Origin of the sequence: Corynebacterium sp. HMSC055A01 (genome assembly GCF_001809405.1) — a bacterium.
Lineage (GTDB): Bacteria > Actinomycetota > Actinomycetes > Mycobacteriales > Mycobacteriaceae > Corynebacterium > Corynebacterium hesseae.
In genome coordinates this window covers 159,794-176,289 of sequence record NZ_KV797591.1, presented here as the reverse complement: position 1 = coordinate 176,289, position 16,496 = coordinate 159,794, and the positions used below count along the sequence as shown (strand labels likewise).

The 16,496-nt window shown below is 61.8% G+C and carries 17 protein-coding genes and 1 pseudogene; 3 read left to right on the top strand and 15 right to left on the bottom strand.

Features of this window, described 5'->3' with window-relative positions:
• Positions 1–28 precede the first annotated feature (28 nt).
• A complete protein-coding gene (locus HMPREF2604_RS10080) occupies positions 29–1,075 on the top strand; it encodes an ROK family transcriptional regulator (RefSeq protein WP_070532436.1) in 1,047 nt (348 codons plus the stop codon).
• Here HMPREF2604_RS10080 and HMPREF2604_RS10075 read toward each other — a convergent pair.
• The 6 genes from HMPREF2604_RS10075 to HMPREF2604_RS10050 all read right to left on the bottom strand — a co-directional run bounded on the left by HMPREF2604_RS10075 (position 1,072) and on the right by HMPREF2604_RS10050 (position 6,101).
• On the bottom strand, positions 1,072–1,278 hold the full coding sequence (locus tag HMPREF2604_RS10075) for an HAD-IA family hydrolase (RefSeq protein WP_070524703.1): 207 nt from the start codon (positions 1,276–1,278) through the stop codon (positions 1,072–1,074). The two genes, HMPREF2604_RS10080 and HMPREF2604_RS10075, sit on opposite strands and share 4 nt — an antisense overlap.
• Positions 1,279–1,720: 442 nt before the next feature.
• Complete coding sequence (locus HMPREF2604_RS10070) at positions 1,721–2,089, bottom strand: hypothetical protein (protein WP_083299238.1); 369 nt, start codon at positions 2,087–2,089, stop codon at positions 1,721–1,723.
• A 135-nt stretch (positions 2,090–2,224) separates the two neighbouring features.
• A complete protein-coding gene (locus HMPREF2604_RS10065; RefSeq protein WP_070524707.1) occupies positions 2,225–2,713 on the bottom strand; it encodes a ferritin in 489 nt (162 codons plus the stop codon).
• A 228-nt stretch (positions 2,714–2,941) separates the two neighbouring features.
• A complete protein-coding gene (locus HMPREF2604_RS10060) occupies positions 2,942–3,724 on the bottom strand; it encodes an HtaA domain-containing protein (protein WP_083299245.1) in 783 nt (260 codons plus the stop codon).
• 126 nt (positions 3,725–3,850) lie between these two features.
• Positions 3,851–4,513, bottom strand: a complete 663-nt coding sequence (locus tag HMPREF2604_RS10055; RefSeq protein ID WP_180963879.1) for a biliverdin-producing heme oxygenase — start codon at positions 4,511–4,513, stop codon at positions 3,851–3,853.
• 178 nt (positions 4,514–4,691) lie between these two features.
• A complete protein-coding gene (locus tag HMPREF2604_RS10050) occupies positions 4,692–6,101 on the bottom strand; it encodes a SulP family inorganic anion transporter (protein ID WP_070564989.1) in 1,410 nt (469 codons plus the stop codon).
• A gap of 348 nt (positions 6,102–6,449) precedes the next feature.
• On the opposite strand from HMPREF2604_RS10050, the gene HMPREF2604_RS10045 reads away from it, so the two are divergent.
• Positions 6,450–7,625: an esterase/lipase family protein gene (locus HMPREF2604_RS10045; protein WP_070564969.1), complete on the top strand. Its 1,176-nt coding sequence runs from the start codon at positions 6,450–6,452 to the stop codon at positions 7,623–7,625.
• A gap of 15 nt (positions 7,626–7,640) precedes the next feature.
• Here the strand turns inward: HMPREF2604_RS10045 and HMPREF2604_RS10040 are convergent, their stop codons facing one another.
• From HMPREF2604_RS10040 to HMPREF2604_RS10020, 5 genes are read right to left on the bottom strand one after another with little or no spacing between them, the layout of a single operon-like run.
• A complete protein-coding gene (locus HMPREF2604_RS10040) occupies positions 7,641–8,699 on the bottom strand; it encodes an HtaA domain-containing protein (protein WP_070524713.1) in 1,059 nt (352 codons plus the stop codon).
• A gap of 3 nt (positions 8,700–8,702) precedes the next feature.
• Positions 8,703–9,509 (bottom strand): heme ABC transporter ATP-binding protein, encoded by an 807-nt coding sequence (locus HMPREF2604_RS10035; RefSeq protein WP_070564966.1) that lies wholly within the window; start codon positions 9,507–9,509, stop codon positions 8,703–8,705.
• On the bottom strand, positions 9,509–10,552 hold the full coding sequence (locus HMPREF2604_RS10030) for a FecCD family ABC transporter permease (protein WP_180963883.1): 1,044 nt from the start codon (positions 10,550–10,552) through the stop codon (positions 9,509–9,511). Before HMPREF2604_RS10030 ends, HMPREF2604_RS10035 begins: the two co-directional genes overlap by 1 nt.
• Complete coding sequence (locus HMPREF2604_RS10025) at positions 10,545–11,603, bottom strand: heme/hemin ABC transporter substrate-binding protein (protein ID WP_070532438.1); 1,059 nt, start codon at positions 11,601–11,603, stop codon at positions 10,545–10,547. The genes HMPREF2604_RS10030 and HMPREF2604_RS10025 overlap by 8 nt, the downstream gene beginning before the upstream one ends.
• 43 nt (positions 11,604–11,646) lie before the next feature.
• Complete coding sequence (locus HMPREF2604_RS10020; RefSeq protein ID WP_070564963.1) at positions 11,647–13,506, bottom strand: HtaA domain-containing protein; 1,860 nt, start codon at positions 13,504–13,506, stop codon at positions 11,647–11,649.
• A 125-nt stretch (positions 13,507–13,631) separates the two neighbouring features.
• Here HMPREF2604_RS10020 and HMPREF2604_RS10015 point away from each other — a divergent pair, with 125 nt between their 5' ends.
• Entirely contained in the window at positions 13,632–14,153 is a 522-nt protein-coding gene (locus tag HMPREF2604_RS10015; RefSeq protein ID WP_070524723.1) for a hypothetical protein, read from the top strand.
• A gap of 18 nt (positions 14,154–14,171) precedes the next feature.
• Here the strand turns inward: HMPREF2604_RS10015 and HMPREF2604_RS10010 are convergent.
• The 4 genes and pseudogenes from HMPREF2604_RS10010 to HMPREF2604_RS14365 form a co-directional block, all read right to left on the bottom strand.
• Positions 14,172–14,582, bottom strand: a pseudogene (locus HMPREF2604_RS10010) (Sir2 family NAD-dependent protein deacetylase); the annotation flags it as partial.
• Positions 14,480–15,256: a type I restriction endonuclease gene (locus tag HMPREF2604_RS10005; protein WP_070524725.1), complete on the bottom strand. Its 777-nt coding sequence runs from the start codon at positions 15,254–15,256 to the stop codon at positions 14,480–14,482. The gene HMPREF2604_RS10005 and the pseudogene HMPREF2604_RS10010, both read right to left, overlap by 103 nt.
• A gap of 9 nt (positions 15,257–15,265) precedes the next feature.
• Positions 15,266–15,913 carry a restriction endonuclease subunit S gene (locus HMPREF2604_RS14370; RefSeq protein WP_227485839.1) on the bottom strand — a complete coding sequence of 216 codons (648 nt, stop codon included), beginning with the start codon at positions 15,911–15,913 and terminating at the stop codon, positions 15,266–15,268.
• Positions 15,914–16,003: 90 nt separating this feature from the next.
• Entirely contained in the window at positions 16,004–16,492 is a 489-nt protein-coding gene (locus HMPREF2604_RS14365; protein WP_232748495.1) for a restriction endonuclease subunit S, read from the bottom strand.
• Between the last annotated feature and the right edge of the window lie 4 nt (positions 16,493–16,496).

The window sequence follows — 16,496 nt, the reverse complement described above, 5'->3', positions numbered from 1 at the left end:
GCAGCATAGCTAACCCCCGACGTGTCCACTGTCCGGGGGTCAGGCCCGTCTCCACCTCGTACGCCTCAATCCCATCATCACGCGCAGCGAGCTCGTGGAGGCCACCGGACTGTCCCAGCCCACCATCACCCGCGCCACCGCCGCTCTCCTCAAGGCCGGCCTCATCCAAGAGCGCACGGACCTCACCCGCTCCCAAGGTCGCGGCCGCCCCACGGTTCCGCTCGAGGCCTCCGATAACGGCTGGCTCCTTTCCGGCATCGCGGTCGGCACCACCTCGACGTATATCGGCCTCTACGACACCCGCGGCCGCATTATCCGCGAAGACAACGTTCCCACCCCGGTCTCGAAGCTCAGCCCCGATGACTTCGTCGAGCACGTCATCGCTGGCGTCAACCGGCTCACCACCGGTGTCGACCGCACACTCGTTTCCGTCGGCGTGACCACCTCCGGCTCCGTCGACGAAGAAGGCAAGGTCCACGCGGCCAACCTCGGCTGGGACGGCATGGATATCGCAGGACGCCTCGACTTCCAGTTCGGCGTCCCCGTCACTGTCACCCCGGCCGTGCCCGCCATCCTCGCTTCGGAGACGCAGGCCGCTCCTCTCGGCGACGAAGCCCGCACGCTCGTCCTCTTCGCGGATGACTCGATTGGCGCCGCCCTGTCCGATGAGGACGGCGTTGCCTCCATCGAGCTCCCACAGTTCGACGGCGCCGACCCACGCGACACCCTCGTCAACGCCGCGCTTGCGCCCCGTCTCGCTGAGGCTGCCGATGCCCCCTCGGTCCTTGCCCAGCGTGCCTCCGACCTCGGCCGCCTTACGGCCCAGCTTATCGATGCCCACCGCCCCGACACCGTGGTCATCGCCGGCTCCGCCTTCTACGACGTGCCCACCGCGCCGAAGCTCTTTGCCTCGGCCGCACGCGGCGAGCTCGACCCCGATCTCGCGTCCGCGACGGAGCTGCGCATGATCCCCAACCACAAGGAGATCGTCCGCTCCATCGCCCGCGCCGTCGCGCTCGACCCGCTCCTGCGCACGCCGCTTGAGCTGAACACCGCGAAGGTGCGCGCCGCCTAGGCCAGCCCGCACTCCGCACGCAGTTCGGCAAGGTTGCCGTCGTAGAGATACCCGCGCAGCCCTGCCGCCCGTGCTGCGTCGACGTTGCCCTGGGTGTCATCAATAAAGAGTGTGTCTTTCGCACTCGCACCCAACGCGTCCATCGCCACGTCGAAGGCCCGCTTGTCGGGCTTGACCACGCCAATCTCGCCACTGAGCACCACGGCGGTGAATTCCTTGAGTCACGAGTCGTTGCGCTCGCGCACCATACGACCGAGTCCCACCGGAATATTGGACAGCACGCCCACCGCATTGCCCGCGCCAAGCAACTCCTGGGCGACCCCACGACGTCGAGGTCCGGCGCCGTACACGGCTCGAAGTCCTGAGCGACGGCCTCAGAGATATCGAAGTCCGGAAGGCCTAGGCGCACCTGCATCTGGCGCCACCAGCGTTCGTCGCTCACCACGCCCGCGTCATAGGCCGGGCGCAATTCGTTATACGCCGTCCAAAAAGCGGCCGGATCCTCGGCACCGACGAGACGTAGCAGCGCCTCCTTCGGCTCCGGTGGGCGATGACGGAGCAAGACTCCGTAGAAATCGAAAAGATACGTCGACATACATCCAGACTACGGAAAGCCGCGCAGACTCGTCCCAAAACGACAGAGTTCTAGAAACGGAACAAGCGTCCGGGCAGCCCCGTGGGCACGAGCAGCACCGCCACGGCACCCAGCGCCGCGCCTCCTGCATACAGCGGCACAATGGCGTCCGGAATGATGCCGAGCGGCGTGAAGATCACCAAGCCCACGGCGGCAAGCACGAGCGCGCCGCCGACTGACGCAATGGACTTCTGCGGCAGGCTCACCGCGATGAGCGCAGCAAAAAGAAAGAGACCCGCCCCCGCGAAGGGCCCCAGCATGAGTGCCGCACCAAGCAGAAAAGTGCCGAGCGCAACGTGCGTACTGCTCAACGCCATGCCGACGCCCAAGGCGACGGCGAGCGCGAGGAGCACGACCACGGTCCAGGTTTTCTGCTTCATAGACATATAAAACGCAGTCTCCCACCAACCATGGGGTTGGTGGGAGATATTAGGACAATCTTGATGGGTTTGTTACCGCATGGTCACTGTCCCTTGACCTTTGTGTATTAGCTAGGCCTTGATGGCCACGCGTGACTACTTTGCGCGGGAGCCCAGAGTGGCGTCGATGCGCAGGAGGCCGGAGCCATCGTTGCCCACGAGCTTGATCTGGTCAATAATCTCGGTGACGGTGTCCTCTTCCTCAATCTGCTCGTCGAGGAACCAGTTCACGATCTGGCGGGACTCAAGGTCCTTCACCTCATCAGCGGTACGAGCGATCTCGCGGATCTGCTCGGAGACCTTCTGCTCGTGTGCGTAGGCAGCCTCGAAAGCGTCGAGCGGGGTCGCGGCCTTCACAGACGGAACCGGGACATCGGTGAGCTCCACGCGGTAACCGCGTGCGAGGAGGTGGTTGGCAAACTTCTGAGCGTGCTCGCGCTCCTCCGCAGCCTGAGCGTAGAACCAGTCACGCATGCCCGGGAAGGAAAGATCATCCATCTCGTAGGCCAGCTGGGTGTAGATGAGGGCGGCGCCGTGCTCGTTAATAACCTGTGCGTTCAGCAGGCTCTGCAGCTTCTCGTTCATTGAATATCCTTGCCTTTCGGTACCTGTTCAATAGGTAAATTTCTGTCTTTTCCGACGGCTATCCAACGGGTTTCCGGCGGTATAGTCTCCCATAATACAGATATTCAAAAATGCCGCTAGCTAGGTTAGGGTTCCCAAACATGCAGGCCAAAGACAATTTTGGTCACGGTAACCTAAGTTACCGCAACCTGATCAACGCCCGAATCCACACAAACGGAAGCAATCGAACTAGAGTCGGATGCCCGCCCGCTTGAGCGCATCAAGCACCAAAGGCATCCCTGCCACCGCGGTACCCACGAGCGCCACAACGCCCGCAATCACCCCCACGAGGATGCCGATACCCTCGCTCGACGGTTCCTCCGAGCTCAGCGTTCCCAACTGCGCGGAAGCCCGGGCAAGTCCCGTCGACTTATGCCCCTCGACTACCCCGGCATCCTTGCCATCAGCGAAGTCCAGCACGAGATCAACGTCGCCGCCCTCAAGTATCTGACCTTCCTTATAGCGCAGTAGCGAGCCCTCCAGGCCTGCACCCGCGGTGGCCTGGCGATCCTGCGCGCTCACATCGGTCCCAACCGCGATGGGGGCATCGAGGGTGAACGTGACCAGCACGTCATCATCGCCATCCCTGTCGACCTGCGCGCCCTTATCGCCCGGATCCCCGGACAAAACGTAGTCTCCAACGAGCTCGACCTTCGTGCCTTGCACCTGCAGCTTGAGATCTGAGTAGGTGAGATCGAGGCCGGCCGAGCCGCCCGCGCCCAGGCCTTTGTAGGCCACGATATGCGCCGAACCGTCAAGGACGATGGTGCCGTTGCCGTCCGCATCTAACGTCGTCTCAGCGACGTTGACCGGAAAGAGCAGCTGATTGTCCTTATACGTCGCCCCATCCGTGGTCGTCCAACGGCCAGCTGCCATTGGGCCAGCAAGATGCTCCATAAATGAGGTCTTGATGGGCCAGGCGAATGTACCCGCCGTCAGGTCCTGCGTTGCAGCAGTAGCCGGAACAGCCATTGCAGAGACGATAAGAGCAGATGCGAGAGAAGCAGAAGAGATTTTCTTCACGCGACAGACCTCCAGGTCACTTTAGAAATACAGATAAAACAAGAAGGGGGAAGAGAGGAAATAGTGAACCCGGCGCTACGCTGCGCCCGGATACAGCTTCGCTAGCTCGGCGAAGACTGCCGAGTTACACGCGAAGGCGGCCTGTGCCTCGGCGATGAGAGCGGCACGCTGGGCATCAGAAAGCGCGAGCTCGTCGAGCGCCTTGCGGTACGCGCTGCGGTAGGGCGGAATCTTGCCAATCGCCGCGAAGTTATAGAAATTGAGCGCATCCGGGTCGATACCGTAGAGAGCCCCCAGGCGCGCGGCAATAACCTGCCCACCCGAGATATCGCCAAGGTAGCGCACGTAGTGGTGAGCAACGACCCGGGGCTCCGATCCCGGCGTATCGAGCGATTCCAGGCGCGCAACGTAGCGTGCGGTGGCGGGAAGGATACGCACCTCGTCGCGCCACTGCGGGCCGTACATTTCCGCGAGGTCGAGTTCCAGCGCATCGCGGCGTTCCAACCGGGGGTCGGCCACCGCTCCGGCGATGCGAGTATCCGCTACCGTGCGGACCGCGCGCTCAAGCGCCTCATAGATAAACCACAACTGCCCAGTAAAGGTGGCGAGTGCCTCTGCGCTGAGCTCACCCGCCATCAAGCGGGTCATAAAATCTGAGCCCTCTGCGCTGGCGTGCGCTCGCGCGGTTTCCTCACGCAGCATCTGCGAAAGCGGCGTCGTGGTCATGGCAACGGTCATGGCCAAATTCCTCCTGATTAAGTAACGCTTGCCTAACCTTAATGTGGATAGTCTAAACAAGGCAAGCCTTACATATCAAGACCTATGCCATACTTCATGCCCACAGTGACGCATATTCGACCGAAAGTATGACTAATCGTCGCACCCCCATGCTCAGCGCACATCTCTCCCCCAGGTTTTAGTCCCCCAAATTGCCCGAGAGCCGGTCGAGGCGCTGCTGACTGACCGGATCAAGACCCCGAATATCCACGGTCACGCCGCGCTGCGCGTATTTCTCACGCACCGCATCCAGCGTCGCCACAGTCGAGGCATCCCATACCTGCGCAGCCGACATGTCGATATCGACCTCAGAGACTCCCAGCGTGTAGTCAAAGGAATAGACAAGGTCGTTGGACGAAGCAAAGAAAAGCTGGCCGGTGACGCGGTACGCGGCGCGGGTGGCATCGGAAGCAACGAGCTCGACCTGGGTGAGGTGCGCGACGCGACGCGCGAACGCAATCATGGCCGTGAGCACGCCGGCGATGACGCCGACCGCCAGGTTGTGAGTAACCAATGTCCCCACAACCGTCACGAGCATGACCAGCGTTTCCGACAGCGGCATGCGGTGGATGGTGCGCACCGAGTGCCAATCCACCGTGTCCGCGGCGACGAGGATCATGACGGCGACAAGCGCAGTCATGGGAATCGCACCCACGGTATCGCCCAACACAAGGATGAGAATGAGGAGGAAGATGCCAGCGAGCAGGCTCGACAGGCGCGTGCGAGCACCAGAAGCTTTGACGCCAATCATCGTCTGGCCAATCATCGCACACACGCCCATGCCGCCGATGCTCGCCGCAAGGACGTTGCCAATACCCTGACCGAGGGACTCGCGCGTTTTATCCGAGTGGCTGTCCGTAATGTCGTCGACAAGTTTGGCTGTGAGCAGCGACTCCATGAGGCCGACGAGGGCCACGCCTACCGCGTACGGGCCGATGAGCGTGAGCGTGTCGAGCGTGAGCGGCACGTCAGGGAAAACGAAGCCCGGCAGGCTCGTGGGTAGCTCGCCTTGGTCCGCGACGTCCGGAATGTCCCAGCGGAAGACGACGACGAGCACTGTGATGACGAGGATCGTGATGAGCGGGGCGGGGACGACCTCCGTGAGCCTCGGCCACAGAAGCATGATGACCACACCGAGCGTCACGAGGGGATAGACGATCCACGGGACGTGCATGAGGTGCGGCAGCTGCGCGGTAAACATCATGATGCCCAACGCGTTGACGAAGCCAGTCATAACGGAGCGCGGGATAAAACGCATGAGCTTGGCGACCCCGAGGAAAGCGAGAACGATCTGCAGGACTCCCGCCAGCAGCACCGCCGCGAGGACGTACTGCAGACCGTGGGAGGCAGACAAGGGAGCAATGACCAACGCGACCGAGCCGGCCGCGGCGGAGATCATGGCAGGACGACCACCAGTAAAGGAGATGGAGATTGCCATGATGACGGACGCGAAGAGTCCAACGCGTGGATCCAGCCCCGCCAGGATCGAAAAGCTTAAGACCTCGGGGATAAGCGCGAGGGCGACGGCGAGGCCGCCGAAGACTTCCATGCGCAGGCGCGCGGGGGAAGAAAAGACGTAGCGAAAGCTCGCGAGCACGCCGGTAGGCGCAGGAATTTGGGCTCGTCCCCCAACTACCACTTCCAGAGATAAACGAAGGCCCGTCAGCTGCGCGCTGACGGGCCTTCTCCCCATGACTAATCTTTCGGCACTTACCGTAAGAAGGAAGTGGAGCGCGACCTTCCTAGTAAGCAACCGCCCGTGATTAGGCAAGGCTTAGTTTATAAACCTTTAGTTGGATGGTCAAGGGGGAACGAGAACTTTCTCCCGCGATCCCGCGAAATATCACCGTTACCACTAATAATTCCGAAAAATTAATGTATCGCGGCACGAAATAGGATGAGAGTTATGGCAACAGATTCGTTCAAAGAACCGCTCAAAGAACTCGAAACCCTCATCTCCGAGGGACTCGGGCGGTTCTGGCGTTCAGACCCGACTCCCCCTTCCGTCAGCTACGACGCCACCGAAGGCCTGCCGGAGACACCGGCGGCGGAACAAGTTTCAGACTCTCCGCGCCACGGCATTACCACCCCTGCGCCCGCTAACGCCTTGCGCGAGGAAGTGGCCGACGAAATCGCCGAGCTATTGCGTGCCGAGCGCCGCAGCTTCTTCGACCTCGACTTTCGCCATCCACGCGGGTCCGCAGGCGACGACCACGAGGCAGAGACCGCGGCACGCCTGGCATCGCTACCGCTCGGCGCACGCCTGAAGCCACGCGGCGTTTTCGAAGACGACTGGGCAGCGCGCCCGGATGAAGACCACCCATGGCCCATCATTCTCATCCACGGGACGACGGATACGAAAGGCGTATGGCAGCTGCTCGGCTCCGAGCTGCGCGAGGACGGCTGGACCGTGTTCGCACCGGACTATGGCGCCCGCGCCACCGGCCCCATCGCCGCCTCCGCCGATCAGGTCGGCGCGTATATCGACGCGGTCCAAGCCGTCACCGGCGCGGAACAGGTCGTGCTCATCGGACACTCTCAAGTCGGTATCGTCGCCCGCTACTGGATGCATAACCACGATGCGGTGGACCGCGTGCGCCACATCATCTGCCTGTCGGCGCCCAACCACGGCACCACCCAAGGTGGAATCGTCAGCTCGTTGATTTCCAGCCGCCGCCAAGAACACGTCATGCGCTCCATCATCGACGCTTACTTCGGCCCAGCCGGCATGGAACAAATCGTGGGCAGCGCGACGCTGGAGGAGCTCAACCGCAACGGTGACCTGGCCCCCGGTGTGAGCTACACGTGCGTGGCCACTAAGCAAGACTCCATCGTCGTGCCGCCGGAAACCTGTTTCTTGGATCCCGGCGACACTCCCGACGGAACGGTGCGCAATGTCTATGTGCAAGACGTCGACAAACGCGCCGTCGTCTCACACATGGATATGCCCATGGACAAGCGCGTGCGCGCCATCGTGCGCATGGTGCTCAAACAGCTCTCCCCCACCCTGGACAATCCTCACGACGCCCAAAGCCACGCCCTTGCCAACGCGGGTCACGCCGACTCGGAATAGACCCGTGCAGGTTCGCTAACGCAGGCGCGCCAGCAGGGGATTAAGAACGCCGGACTGCACGATGGCGCCGCCGATGACCGCAAACATGCCGCCCAGAGCGGTCAGCGCCAACACGATATTCCACACGTTGGAAAAAGAAGAGCCTTCTTCGCCCTTGTTATCCGTGCCGCCTTGGTTCTGATCCCGCCCCTTTTCCGGCTTCTTCTCTGGGTCCTTCTCAGGAGTCTTTCCTTGGTCTCCTGCCTGGTCCTTGCCCTGCTCGTCGCGGCCCGGCTCGTCCTGCTCCCCTGGGGTGGTCTCGGTGCCCTCATCGGCAGGACCCACACACTCGGACGCGGTCTTCAAGGTCACCTGTGCATCATCAAGTTCCGGCTTGTAGCTCTCGTTGTACATGCCCATGAAGATCACGTCGATACCCTCGATGTGCTGGATCTTCGACTCGCGATCGTAGTAGGTACCCGCCTTCGGCTTGTACGTCACGTCGGTCGCATTCAGCGTGAGCATATCGCCGTCCTTCGACCATGCGGCATTGCCCTCAGCGAAGGTATCCGTGCCCGACTTCTTGTTTTCTTCCGTGCGGTCCTCCGGGGTGTATTCCGTCATGCCCTTGCCCGGCACGTAGTAGCCCTCGTAGGACGTGCCCGCCTTTGCCTGCCCTGCCTCCGTGAGGACATAAGGCGAGAGCATCTTGGTGTACAGCGCACCGTGGTGGCCCTCAAACTCCAGCGTCGAATCCTTGGTTCGAATATCGGCTTTCGTGACGGTGCCGTCTTCGCCCAGGCTCACCGAGGACGCAGAAGGATCCACCTCGAAGTGGAACTGAAAGTCTGCTCCGCCTTTGTTACCCTCGTCCTGCGTTACCGCGCCGGACGTGGTCCACCCACCCCTCGCGATGGGGCCGGTGATGTAGTTGCGGAAAGATTCCTTGATGCCCCAATTCACAGTTCCGGAGACAATGCGGGTCTCCAGGGTCTGGCCAGGGGCGCAGGTGGGGGCATCGGCAGCAAAGGCTGCCGGAACGGTCAGCGCCGAGGCGGTCAGCGCCAGCGCGAGAGAAGAAGAGACAATACGCATGAGTTAAGACTCCTTAAGTAGATCGACAAAAGACTGCTCGGGATCGGCGACCTGACATCGCGCGGGATGGACTGAGATGTGGCCGTCTGCCTTGCTCACCTGGATGGGCCAGCGATAGACCTGCGACAAAATCTCGTCGGTGTAGACCTCGCGCACCGGGCCGGCGGCGGCAACTGCCCCGTCTGCTAGGCACACGATGTGATCGCAATAGGCCGCAGCGGCGCCCAAATCGTGGAGTACCACCAGCACCGCCACTCCAGCCTGCGCCGCGATCGAGCGCACCAATCCCAAGACTTGTTCTTGGTGGCGGATGTCCAGCGCCGCAGTCGGCTCATCGAGAAGAATCACCGGGGTCTGCTGCGCCAGTACACGGGCCAACGCCACACGCGCACGCTCCCCGCCAGAGAGCGTGGCAATATCGCGGCCGGCCAAGTGCGTCGCATCCACCGCCGCAAGCGCTGCGTCGATGATCGCGGCGTCCTCGGCCTGCCTGGCGGTGCCCTCCCAAGGGCGCCGGCCCATGGCCACTACATCACGCACGAGAAACTGGAAGGACACAGTAACGTCCTGCAGCATCACCGCACGCGCACGGGCCAACGCCCCTGGGGAGGACACCGCCGGATCCTGCCCCACGAGGGAAACGGAACCGGTGTAATCAATATCGCCGGCGATGGCCGCCAGCAGCGTGGACTTGCCCGCACCATTCGGGCCGATGAGGCCGGTGACCTCCCCTGGGCGGGCGACAAAGGAGACATCGGAAAGCAGGTTCCGCTCGCCGATCGAAACGGAAAGATTCGCAACGTTAATCATCAATGCATTCCCTTCTTCATCATCCGGCGCAACAGCACGAAGAAGGTGGGGCCACCCACGAGCGCGGTAAAGATACCGATGGGAAGGTCGGCGAAAGGAATGAGCGTGCGCGCAGCGACGTCGGCAAAGCCAATGAGTACGGCGCCCGCCACCGCAGAGGCCGGCAGCAAGACCCTGTTTTCTGGGCCGATGATCGTACGCAGCAGGTGCGGCACGATAAGGCCGACGAACCCAATAAGTCCGGCGAAAGCAACTGCGCCGGCGGTAAGGATCGCCGAGGCAGCGATGGCGATAATGCGCAGTCGCTTGACGTCGACGCCAGTGTGTTCCGCGGCGCGCTCGCCCAGCGCGAGCACATCTAGCTGGCGGCCAAGACGCAGCGCAATGGCCATCCCGAGGAGGGCGATGGGGAGGCCCACCCACACGTGTTTCCACTGGGAACCGTTGAGCGAACCCATTTGCCAAAAGATGATTTGCTCGCGGTTCGCGGTAGGCGCCAGGTACATCATGAAGGAGATGATGGCGTTGCACACCGCGTTGATAGCAATGCCGGTCAGGATCAGATTGACCACCGCCACACGCCCTCGTGAGCGCGCCAACTGGTAGATCAGCGCGGTAACCAGCAGCGCCGTAGCAAACGCCGCGAGCGGCACCGTGAAGGTACCCAGGACGGAGATATTAAAGACGATTACCACGGCCGCGCCTACACCGGCACCGGAGGTCACGCCCACGATGGAGGGCTCAGCCAGCGGGTTGGCGAACACGGCCTGCATGAGCGTGCCCGCCACTCCCAAGCACGCGCCGACCAAGAAACCGAGCAGAATGCGCGGCAGGCGGATCTGCCACACGACGTTGGCCGTCAAGCCACCGCCAGGGCCCGCGGCCATAATCTGCACCAAGTCACCCAGCGCGACGTAGTACTGCCCCAGCGCAAGCGACAGGATGAAGGCGACACCAAGCAGCACCCCAAGCGATACGAATACACCAACCCGCAGGCGGGAGCGCCGAGCGAAAACCTCCGTGGGGGCCGCCGGTTTAAGCATTGTCTGGGTCATAGATTGCCTGCGCAAGTTTGAGAAGGGTCTGTCCGGTCAAGGGCCCGAAGGCGAGCGATTGCCCGTCTGGGATGGTCACGATCCGCTGCTTTTGGCCCGCGGTGGTTTGTGCAATGCCGGGGCGCTCGAGGAGGCCTTCGACGCCGCCGGTCGACTCCAGGCCGCCCGTCATCATGATGATGACCTCAGGGTTAATCTTTGCCAAAGATTCGGCGTTGGCAGGTTCGGCGTAAGAGAGGTGGTATTCGGTGCCGAGGTCTACGCCGCCCACACCCTCAATGAGGTCCTTGGCACCCGTGCCTTCTCCCATGATGAAGAAGATGCCGCCGTTGCCGCGCGCGTAGAGGAACGCCATGCGCATTGGCTCCTCCGGCACGATGTCTGCGATGGCCGCCTTATCTTTTTCGATTTCTTCGACGGAGCGGTTGGCCAGCGTTTCGCCTTCGTCTGGCAGACCCACGACCGCGGCCAGGTTTGTGATGTCCTCGGCCACCGAGTCAATGGTGCGTTTCGGCTCCATGACCACGGTGGTCACCCCTGCGGCGCGAATCTGGTCGATGGCGTCGCGTGGGCCGATCGAATGATCGACGATGACCAGCGTGGGCCGGAGTTCGAGCACGGCTTCCACGTTGATGTTGTGTCCGCCCTGGGTCACGACGGGGCGATCGGCGATAGCGTTTTCCGTCGACGACACCGTGCGACCCACGATATTGTCCGTAAGCCCTAGGCCCTCGAGGGTTTTCGTATACGTACCGTAGAGATCCAATGCCACGATTCGGGACACATCCGTAACGGAGACGTCGTAGCCGTCAGCATCCGTGAGCTCTACCGGCAGCGCGGGAGTAGGCGACTCCGCCACCGCGACGACATCCTCGAAGTCCGTCACATTCGACACACCCGTAAACGAGCGCGGGTCTTTGGCCGACTGCGCGTCTGGGAGGGCGTCGCGCAGCTGCGCGTCTTGGGATTCATAGGCGCCTTGGACGCCGCACCCTGTGAGGGCGAAGACACACGCCAACGCCACCAAAAGTCGTTTCATGCGAAACGTATCCTTTCTCAAGTCTTGGGTAACAAGGGGTGCGCTACGCCGGGTTGCGCAGGACGACGGAGCCCATGGAACCGCCGGCGATGGCGAGGCCTGCGATAAGCAGCAGGAGCCACGTGCTCGCCTCCGGCGAGGAGCCCGCGGCCGCGGCCTTCTTGATCTGGAAGTTGCCGCTGCCGTCTTCATAACCAGACGTGCTCGTGCCGGCCGCGGCCTGCGGGCCGTCTCCCGCAGAGCTTTCCGATGCCGCCCGCTTTGCCGCCGCAGCGCTCTGACCGCCGGAGGTCGTCGCCGCACCAGTGTGTGCCGTAGTTCCGCTCGCCCCGGCGCAGTCCCCGGATCCGCCAAGTTGTGCATGCAACGAAAGCGGATCAAGGGTCGTGCCCGGCTCATAGAAATTCGCGAACGCATCATTGCCCGCTGCGGTCAGCGTGACGGTGGCTTCGCCGTCGACGGCGGAGTCACTCACGTCGAGCAGGCTAAACGACACGTCTCCGAGCACCGTGCGTCCAAAGTCCTTGCGCTCGCCCTCCATGTTGGAGGAACGCACGTCGGCGATGAGTTGACCGCTCGTCCCGTTGAACCGGACTTCCAGGTTCGCGATATTGAGATCGAGGACTCCGTTGTGGCCGGTAAAATGCATAGCGCCGCCGTAGCGGATGGAACCTGACTGCGCCGCAGTATCCACATCTCCGCCGGTGCCCGTGAACTGGAAACGCGAGTTGTCGTACCCTACGCCGTCGAGCGTCCAGGCGCCCTTGGCGATGGAGCCGGTGATATACGACTGGAAGGACTTCTTGACACCCCACTCGGCGGTCGCAGCCTGCACGCCCGTGGCTACGCAGGTTTCTGACTGCCCATCACTAGCCGCGGACCCGGGGTCCTGTGGCCGCGCGGTTCTTGTGGTTCCAGTAGCACCAGTAGTGCCGGAAGTACCCGAAGTACTCGAAGTACTACCCGAAGCACCCGAAGGGCTCGCGGTGCCCGAAGTGTTGGCTCCCGACGCGCCTGAACCACTCGTGGTGCTAGTGGTAGTGCTGGTGGTCGTGCCCGTGGCGGCTTCCGTGCGAGAACGGAAGGATTCTAGCTGGTCTAGGAAGGACTCCGTGTTGCCCATGAAGGTGGTCAGGCCATTCATGGTGTCGTTCGTTTCCTTCAGAATCGCCATGGCTTCTGCATTGCGACCAGTAAACGTGCCCGAGATTGTCCCCAAGGACTTCGAACCGCTGCCTGAACCGCCAGAGGACCCGCCGCAGCTGCCATCCGTGGCCACGGTCCCTGACGAGGGGTCCATCGACTGTCCCGACTCATAGGCAATGAAGAGTTTGTGTCCTTCGTCGGTGAGCGTGACGTCGCCGGAAAGGTCGAGCGTGTGCGCGGACGCGTCGACGGGTTGATCTAGATCGATCCCCGCGATGACCACGTTATCGCCGGTAATCTGCGGGCCGCGTGCGGACTTATCCACCATGTCAGATTCATAAGAGACGTAATCCACCACGATCGCCGCCCGGTTGCCGGAGGCCTGAATCTGCCAGTCTGTCAGCGTCATATCCAACAGATCGTCGCCGCCGTAGTTGTGTCCAGTGAAGTGGATGACGCCGCCGAAGGGGACGGTGACGGTATCGCCGTTTACGGAAGCCTTGCCCGGAGTGAAGGTAAAAGCACCGTCTGCGCCGGTTTCGGAACCGGTAAAACCAATGCCGTCCGTTTCCCACTGGCCCTTGGCGACTTGGCCTTGGATATAGCTTCGGTAGGACTGCTTAATGCCCCAATTCCAGGAGCAAGTGCCGGCAGCCGAGGCGACAGGAGCGTTGAGCGCGACCGAAGGGAGTGCGATGAGAGTACTGGCAGCAAGAGTGCCCAATATTCGACGGAGAATCACGGAGAGAGTCCTCATGAAGTATTGATGCGATGAACAAAAAGAATCAGAAGTTAGGCTACACATACCTAAGCAGTTTTGTATAGGCTATACTAATCTAGATTAGGTAAGCAACCCCCAACAAAGGACACCCTCATTCGGTCATGACATCGTCGTCTACCAGCGCCTTCAAAAATCTGTATCCCGACGTAGACCCCACGCGTGGGCTACCTCTCAGCGTCTCCGAGCGCCTTGCGCTGTCTCTCGCGCTCGCGATTGCAGCTTATGGAGCCGTCACCGCAGACATGCTCGTTGCAGGCGCCGGCGTGGCCTTCACCCTCATCGCCTCGGTGCTGCAACAGCACAAGACCGCGCGTCGGATTCGCTCCGAAGCGCGCACTCGCTTCCCCGGCGAAGACTGGGCCGAATACCGCGCCACGCGGCGGCTCAACCTCGGCGTCCTAGTCCCCTTGTGGGTCTGCATCATCATCGCCTTGTGCGCGGCCGGATACTGGTTCGTGCCGCTCGAATATGCAACTCCCGCCGCCATCGTCATCGCGGTTCTCGTTGCCCTGCTCGCCTGGTTCATGCCAGGCATCAGCCCCCTGTGGCGAGGCAAGCAGACCGATCCCCCGGCACCAGAGAAAAACACCGACACCGCAGTCATGTACTTCGAGAAGCTTTAGGCCTGCCGTACCCCAGCCTTACACATCAAGCAGATCCAGTAGCTCATCAAAAGCCGGCGCTACCTGCGTGCGCCACAGCGTCGTCGCCTTCGGGTCGCCGCGTCCGGGGCCGCCGTTCACCACAGAGACCTCTTTGCCCTGCTTGAGCGCGTCGAGCATGAAGCGATAGCCACTCATCACGGCGAGCGACGAACCGGCGACAAGCAGCGAGCGCGAGTCCGCAAGCAGCGCACGCGCGGCGTCCCGCCGCTCCACCGGAACCGGCTCGCCGAAGTAGACGACGTCCGGCTTGAGCAGCTCCGAACCGCAGCGGACGCACGGCGCCATCACGAACTCGTCGACCGCCTGCTGCGACAGCGCGACGTCGCCGTCCGGGTTAACTTCATCCGCGCGCACGACCCAGCGCTCCAGATAGCCCGGATTCGCGGCTCGTTGTTGAAGTCTGCCCAGTGGAAGAAGTAGTCCGGGTTGAACTTGCCTGCGCCCGGGTTGGCGAAGTAGATCGTCTCTTCTGGGGTCATGGCGACGAAGATTTGCACCAGTGAGAAGATTCCCTGGTAGACGCCCTCGTGGGCGTACTTGGCTATCTGGTTCGCACCTTGGGAGACCGGCACGCCGGAGCGCTTCAGCTCGATGTGGAAGACCGGCATACCGTTAATGAGCAGCATCAAGTCGCCACGTCGGGTGGGCAGCAGCTCATTGGCGGTCTGGAAGCGCGGCTGGACGGCAATCTGGTAGCGCGACTGGCCACCGGCAATCTCTAGGCGATCGTAGATTTTCAGGCTAACCTCAGAGCCGAAGTTGGCGGCCTGCGGTGCATCTCGGGTAATGGTCACGGTGCTACCGTTGATGAACTCGTTGAGCGCCAGCGGCGTACGCAGGTTGTTGACCTGCTCGATGATTTGCGCCATCTCGCCCTCGGTGAGCGGCACGTCGCCAAGCAGGTTACGGCCCCGGTTGTTGGCGTAAAGAATGTTCGCCCAGTTGTCGATGAGCTGCTGCTCTGTCGGGAAGCGCAGCAACTCCTTGCTCCAGCCGTGGCGGGTTAGCAGGTCGATGAGTACCGCCTCGAACTCAGCCTCAGAACGAAATGGTGTGGTCATAGCTGCTCCTTAGATGAACATCCGTTGCAGCAGCGCCGCCTTGGCCTGCTTAAGGGACTCGATGTACTTGGCCTCGGTAGCAATGAGCGTGTCCAGCCGTGTGAACACTGCACCGATGGCCTGTTGTTCTTCAAGGGTGGGTGGAATGGTAGCCGCCGCCTCTGCCAAGTGACGGGCGTTCAGTGACGGCAAAGCACCGCTCTGAGTGAATCGGGTCAGGTCCACCGTCTTGAGGTAGGTATCGGCAAACTGAACATCCCAAGATTTGGTGTCCAAGGAAAACGCCATGAGATTGTTGTCGAGGAGGAATGTATCGGTAGCGAGTCTTTTGCGCCCTAGGAAGACAGCAGCACCAACCTTGGCGAACAGAATCGCAGGTACAGCTGTTACAGGCACCCAGTGATTACGAACAATCTGTTCCTCCGTCACATAGTGGTTGGCGGAGCGCAGTTGCAGCTCATTCCCTGGTGCGGAGAGGTCCGATACCTTGTAGAAAGGTAGGCCTGCTTCCCCGCCTTGTTCACGTTCCGGGAATCCGACGCCTGACTTGAACGAGCCGAGTTCACCCAGTGTTGTCGTCTTCCACTCACCGTCGAAGCCCTCCAGCCGCAACTCCGGCACCGTCTGCCCCTCCTCCTGCGGGAACATCCGTTGCATGAGAGCAGTTTTGGCCTGCTGCAGGGCCTGGTGCTTCTTGGTGTGCTGGTTGATGGCATCGTCGAGGTTGGTGAAGATAGCGCCGATGGCCTACTGTTCTTCGAGAGCGGGCGGGAAATAAACAGCCTGATTGAACAGCTCAGTCTTCGTGATACCTTTGATGGTGCTACCCTGCAGCTGGTCAGCGAGTCCCTCCATACGCCGCTTAACAGTAAGAGCGATGTATTCAGGGTCACCGGAAAGGTCTGATAGCGATACAAAGTCCTGGCTGGTGGCGTAAGGGAACGGCATAAAAGAGACCTTGCCAACGCCAACACGAGTGACGACTGCAACAGAGTCGGCAGGAATCTGCATAGCAGCAGAGCGTGAAATAGCTTCCTCGGTGATGTGCTTACGAGGGGCGACCGGGGCGACCCCCTGCTCCGCAACATCAGAGGATTGAATCCAAGGGATGTCCCCGGACCAGTAGCCCGGTTCATCGCTAGATGGCGTACCGCCACCGTAAGTCCTTTCGCTGAGGTCTCCAATGGCTTTCAATTCCCACTCACCATCGAAGCCCTCCAGGCGCAGTGCGGGCACGTTG

Coding starts and splice junctions, on each gene's coding strand:
- HMPREF2604_RS10040 (WP_070524713.1), bottom strand. CDS start 8,699: ATGCGTATTGTCTCTTCTTCTCTCGCGCTGGCGCTGACCGCCTCGGCG.
- HMPREF2604_RS10005 (WP_070524725.1), bottom strand. CDS start 15,256: ATGACCACACCATTTCGTTCTGAGGCTGAGTTCGAGGCGGTACTCATC.
- HMPREF2604_RS10015 (WP_070524723.1), top strand. CDS start 13,632: ATGACATCGTCGTCTACCAGCGCCTTCAAAAATCTGTATCCCGACGTA.
- HMPREF2604_RS10020 (WP_070564963.1), bottom strand. CDS start 13,506: ATGAGGACTCTCTCCGTGATTCTCCGTCGAATATTGGGCACTCTTGCT.
- HMPREF2604_RS10050 (WP_070564989.1), bottom strand. CDS start 6,101: ATGGAAGTCTTCGGCGGCCTCGCCGTCGCCCTCGCGCTTATCCCCGAG.
- HMPREF2604_RS10045 (WP_070564969.1), top strand. CDS start 6,450: ATGAGAGTTATGGCAACAGATTCGTTCAAAGAACCGCTCAAAGAACTC.
- HMPREF2604_RS10030 (WP_180963883.1), bottom strand. CDS start 10,552: ATGCTTAAACCGGCGGCCCCCACGGAGGTTTTCGCTCGGCGCTCCCGC.
- HMPREF2604_RS10025 (WP_070532438.1), bottom strand. CDS start 11,603: ATGAAACGACTTTTGGTGGCGTTGGCGTGTGTCTTCGCCCTCACAGGG.
- HMPREF2604_RS10060 (WP_083299245.1), bottom strand. CDS start 3,724: ATGGCTGTTCCGGCTACTGCTGCAACGCAGGACCTGACGGCGGGTACA.
- HMPREF2604_RS10065 (WP_070524707.1), bottom strand. CDS start 2,713: ATGAACGAGAAGCTGCAGAGCCTGCTGAACGCACAGGTTATTAACGAG.
- HMPREF2604_RS10035 (WP_070564966.1), bottom strand. CDS start 9,509: ATGATTAACGTTGCGAATCTTTCCGTTTCGATCGGCGAGCGGAACCTG.
- HMPREF2604_RS10070 (WP_083299238.1), bottom strand. CDS start 2,089: ATGAAGCAGAAAACCTGGACCGTGGTCGTGCTCCTCGCGCTCGCCGTC.
- HMPREF2604_RS14370 (WP_227485839.1), bottom strand. CDS start 15,913: ATGCAACGGATGTTCCCGCAGGAGGAGGGGCAGACGGTGCCGGAGTTG.
- HMPREF2604_RS10055 (WP_180963879.1), bottom strand. CDS start 4,513: ATGACCGTTGCCATGACCACGACGCCGCTTTCGCAGATGCTGCGTGAG.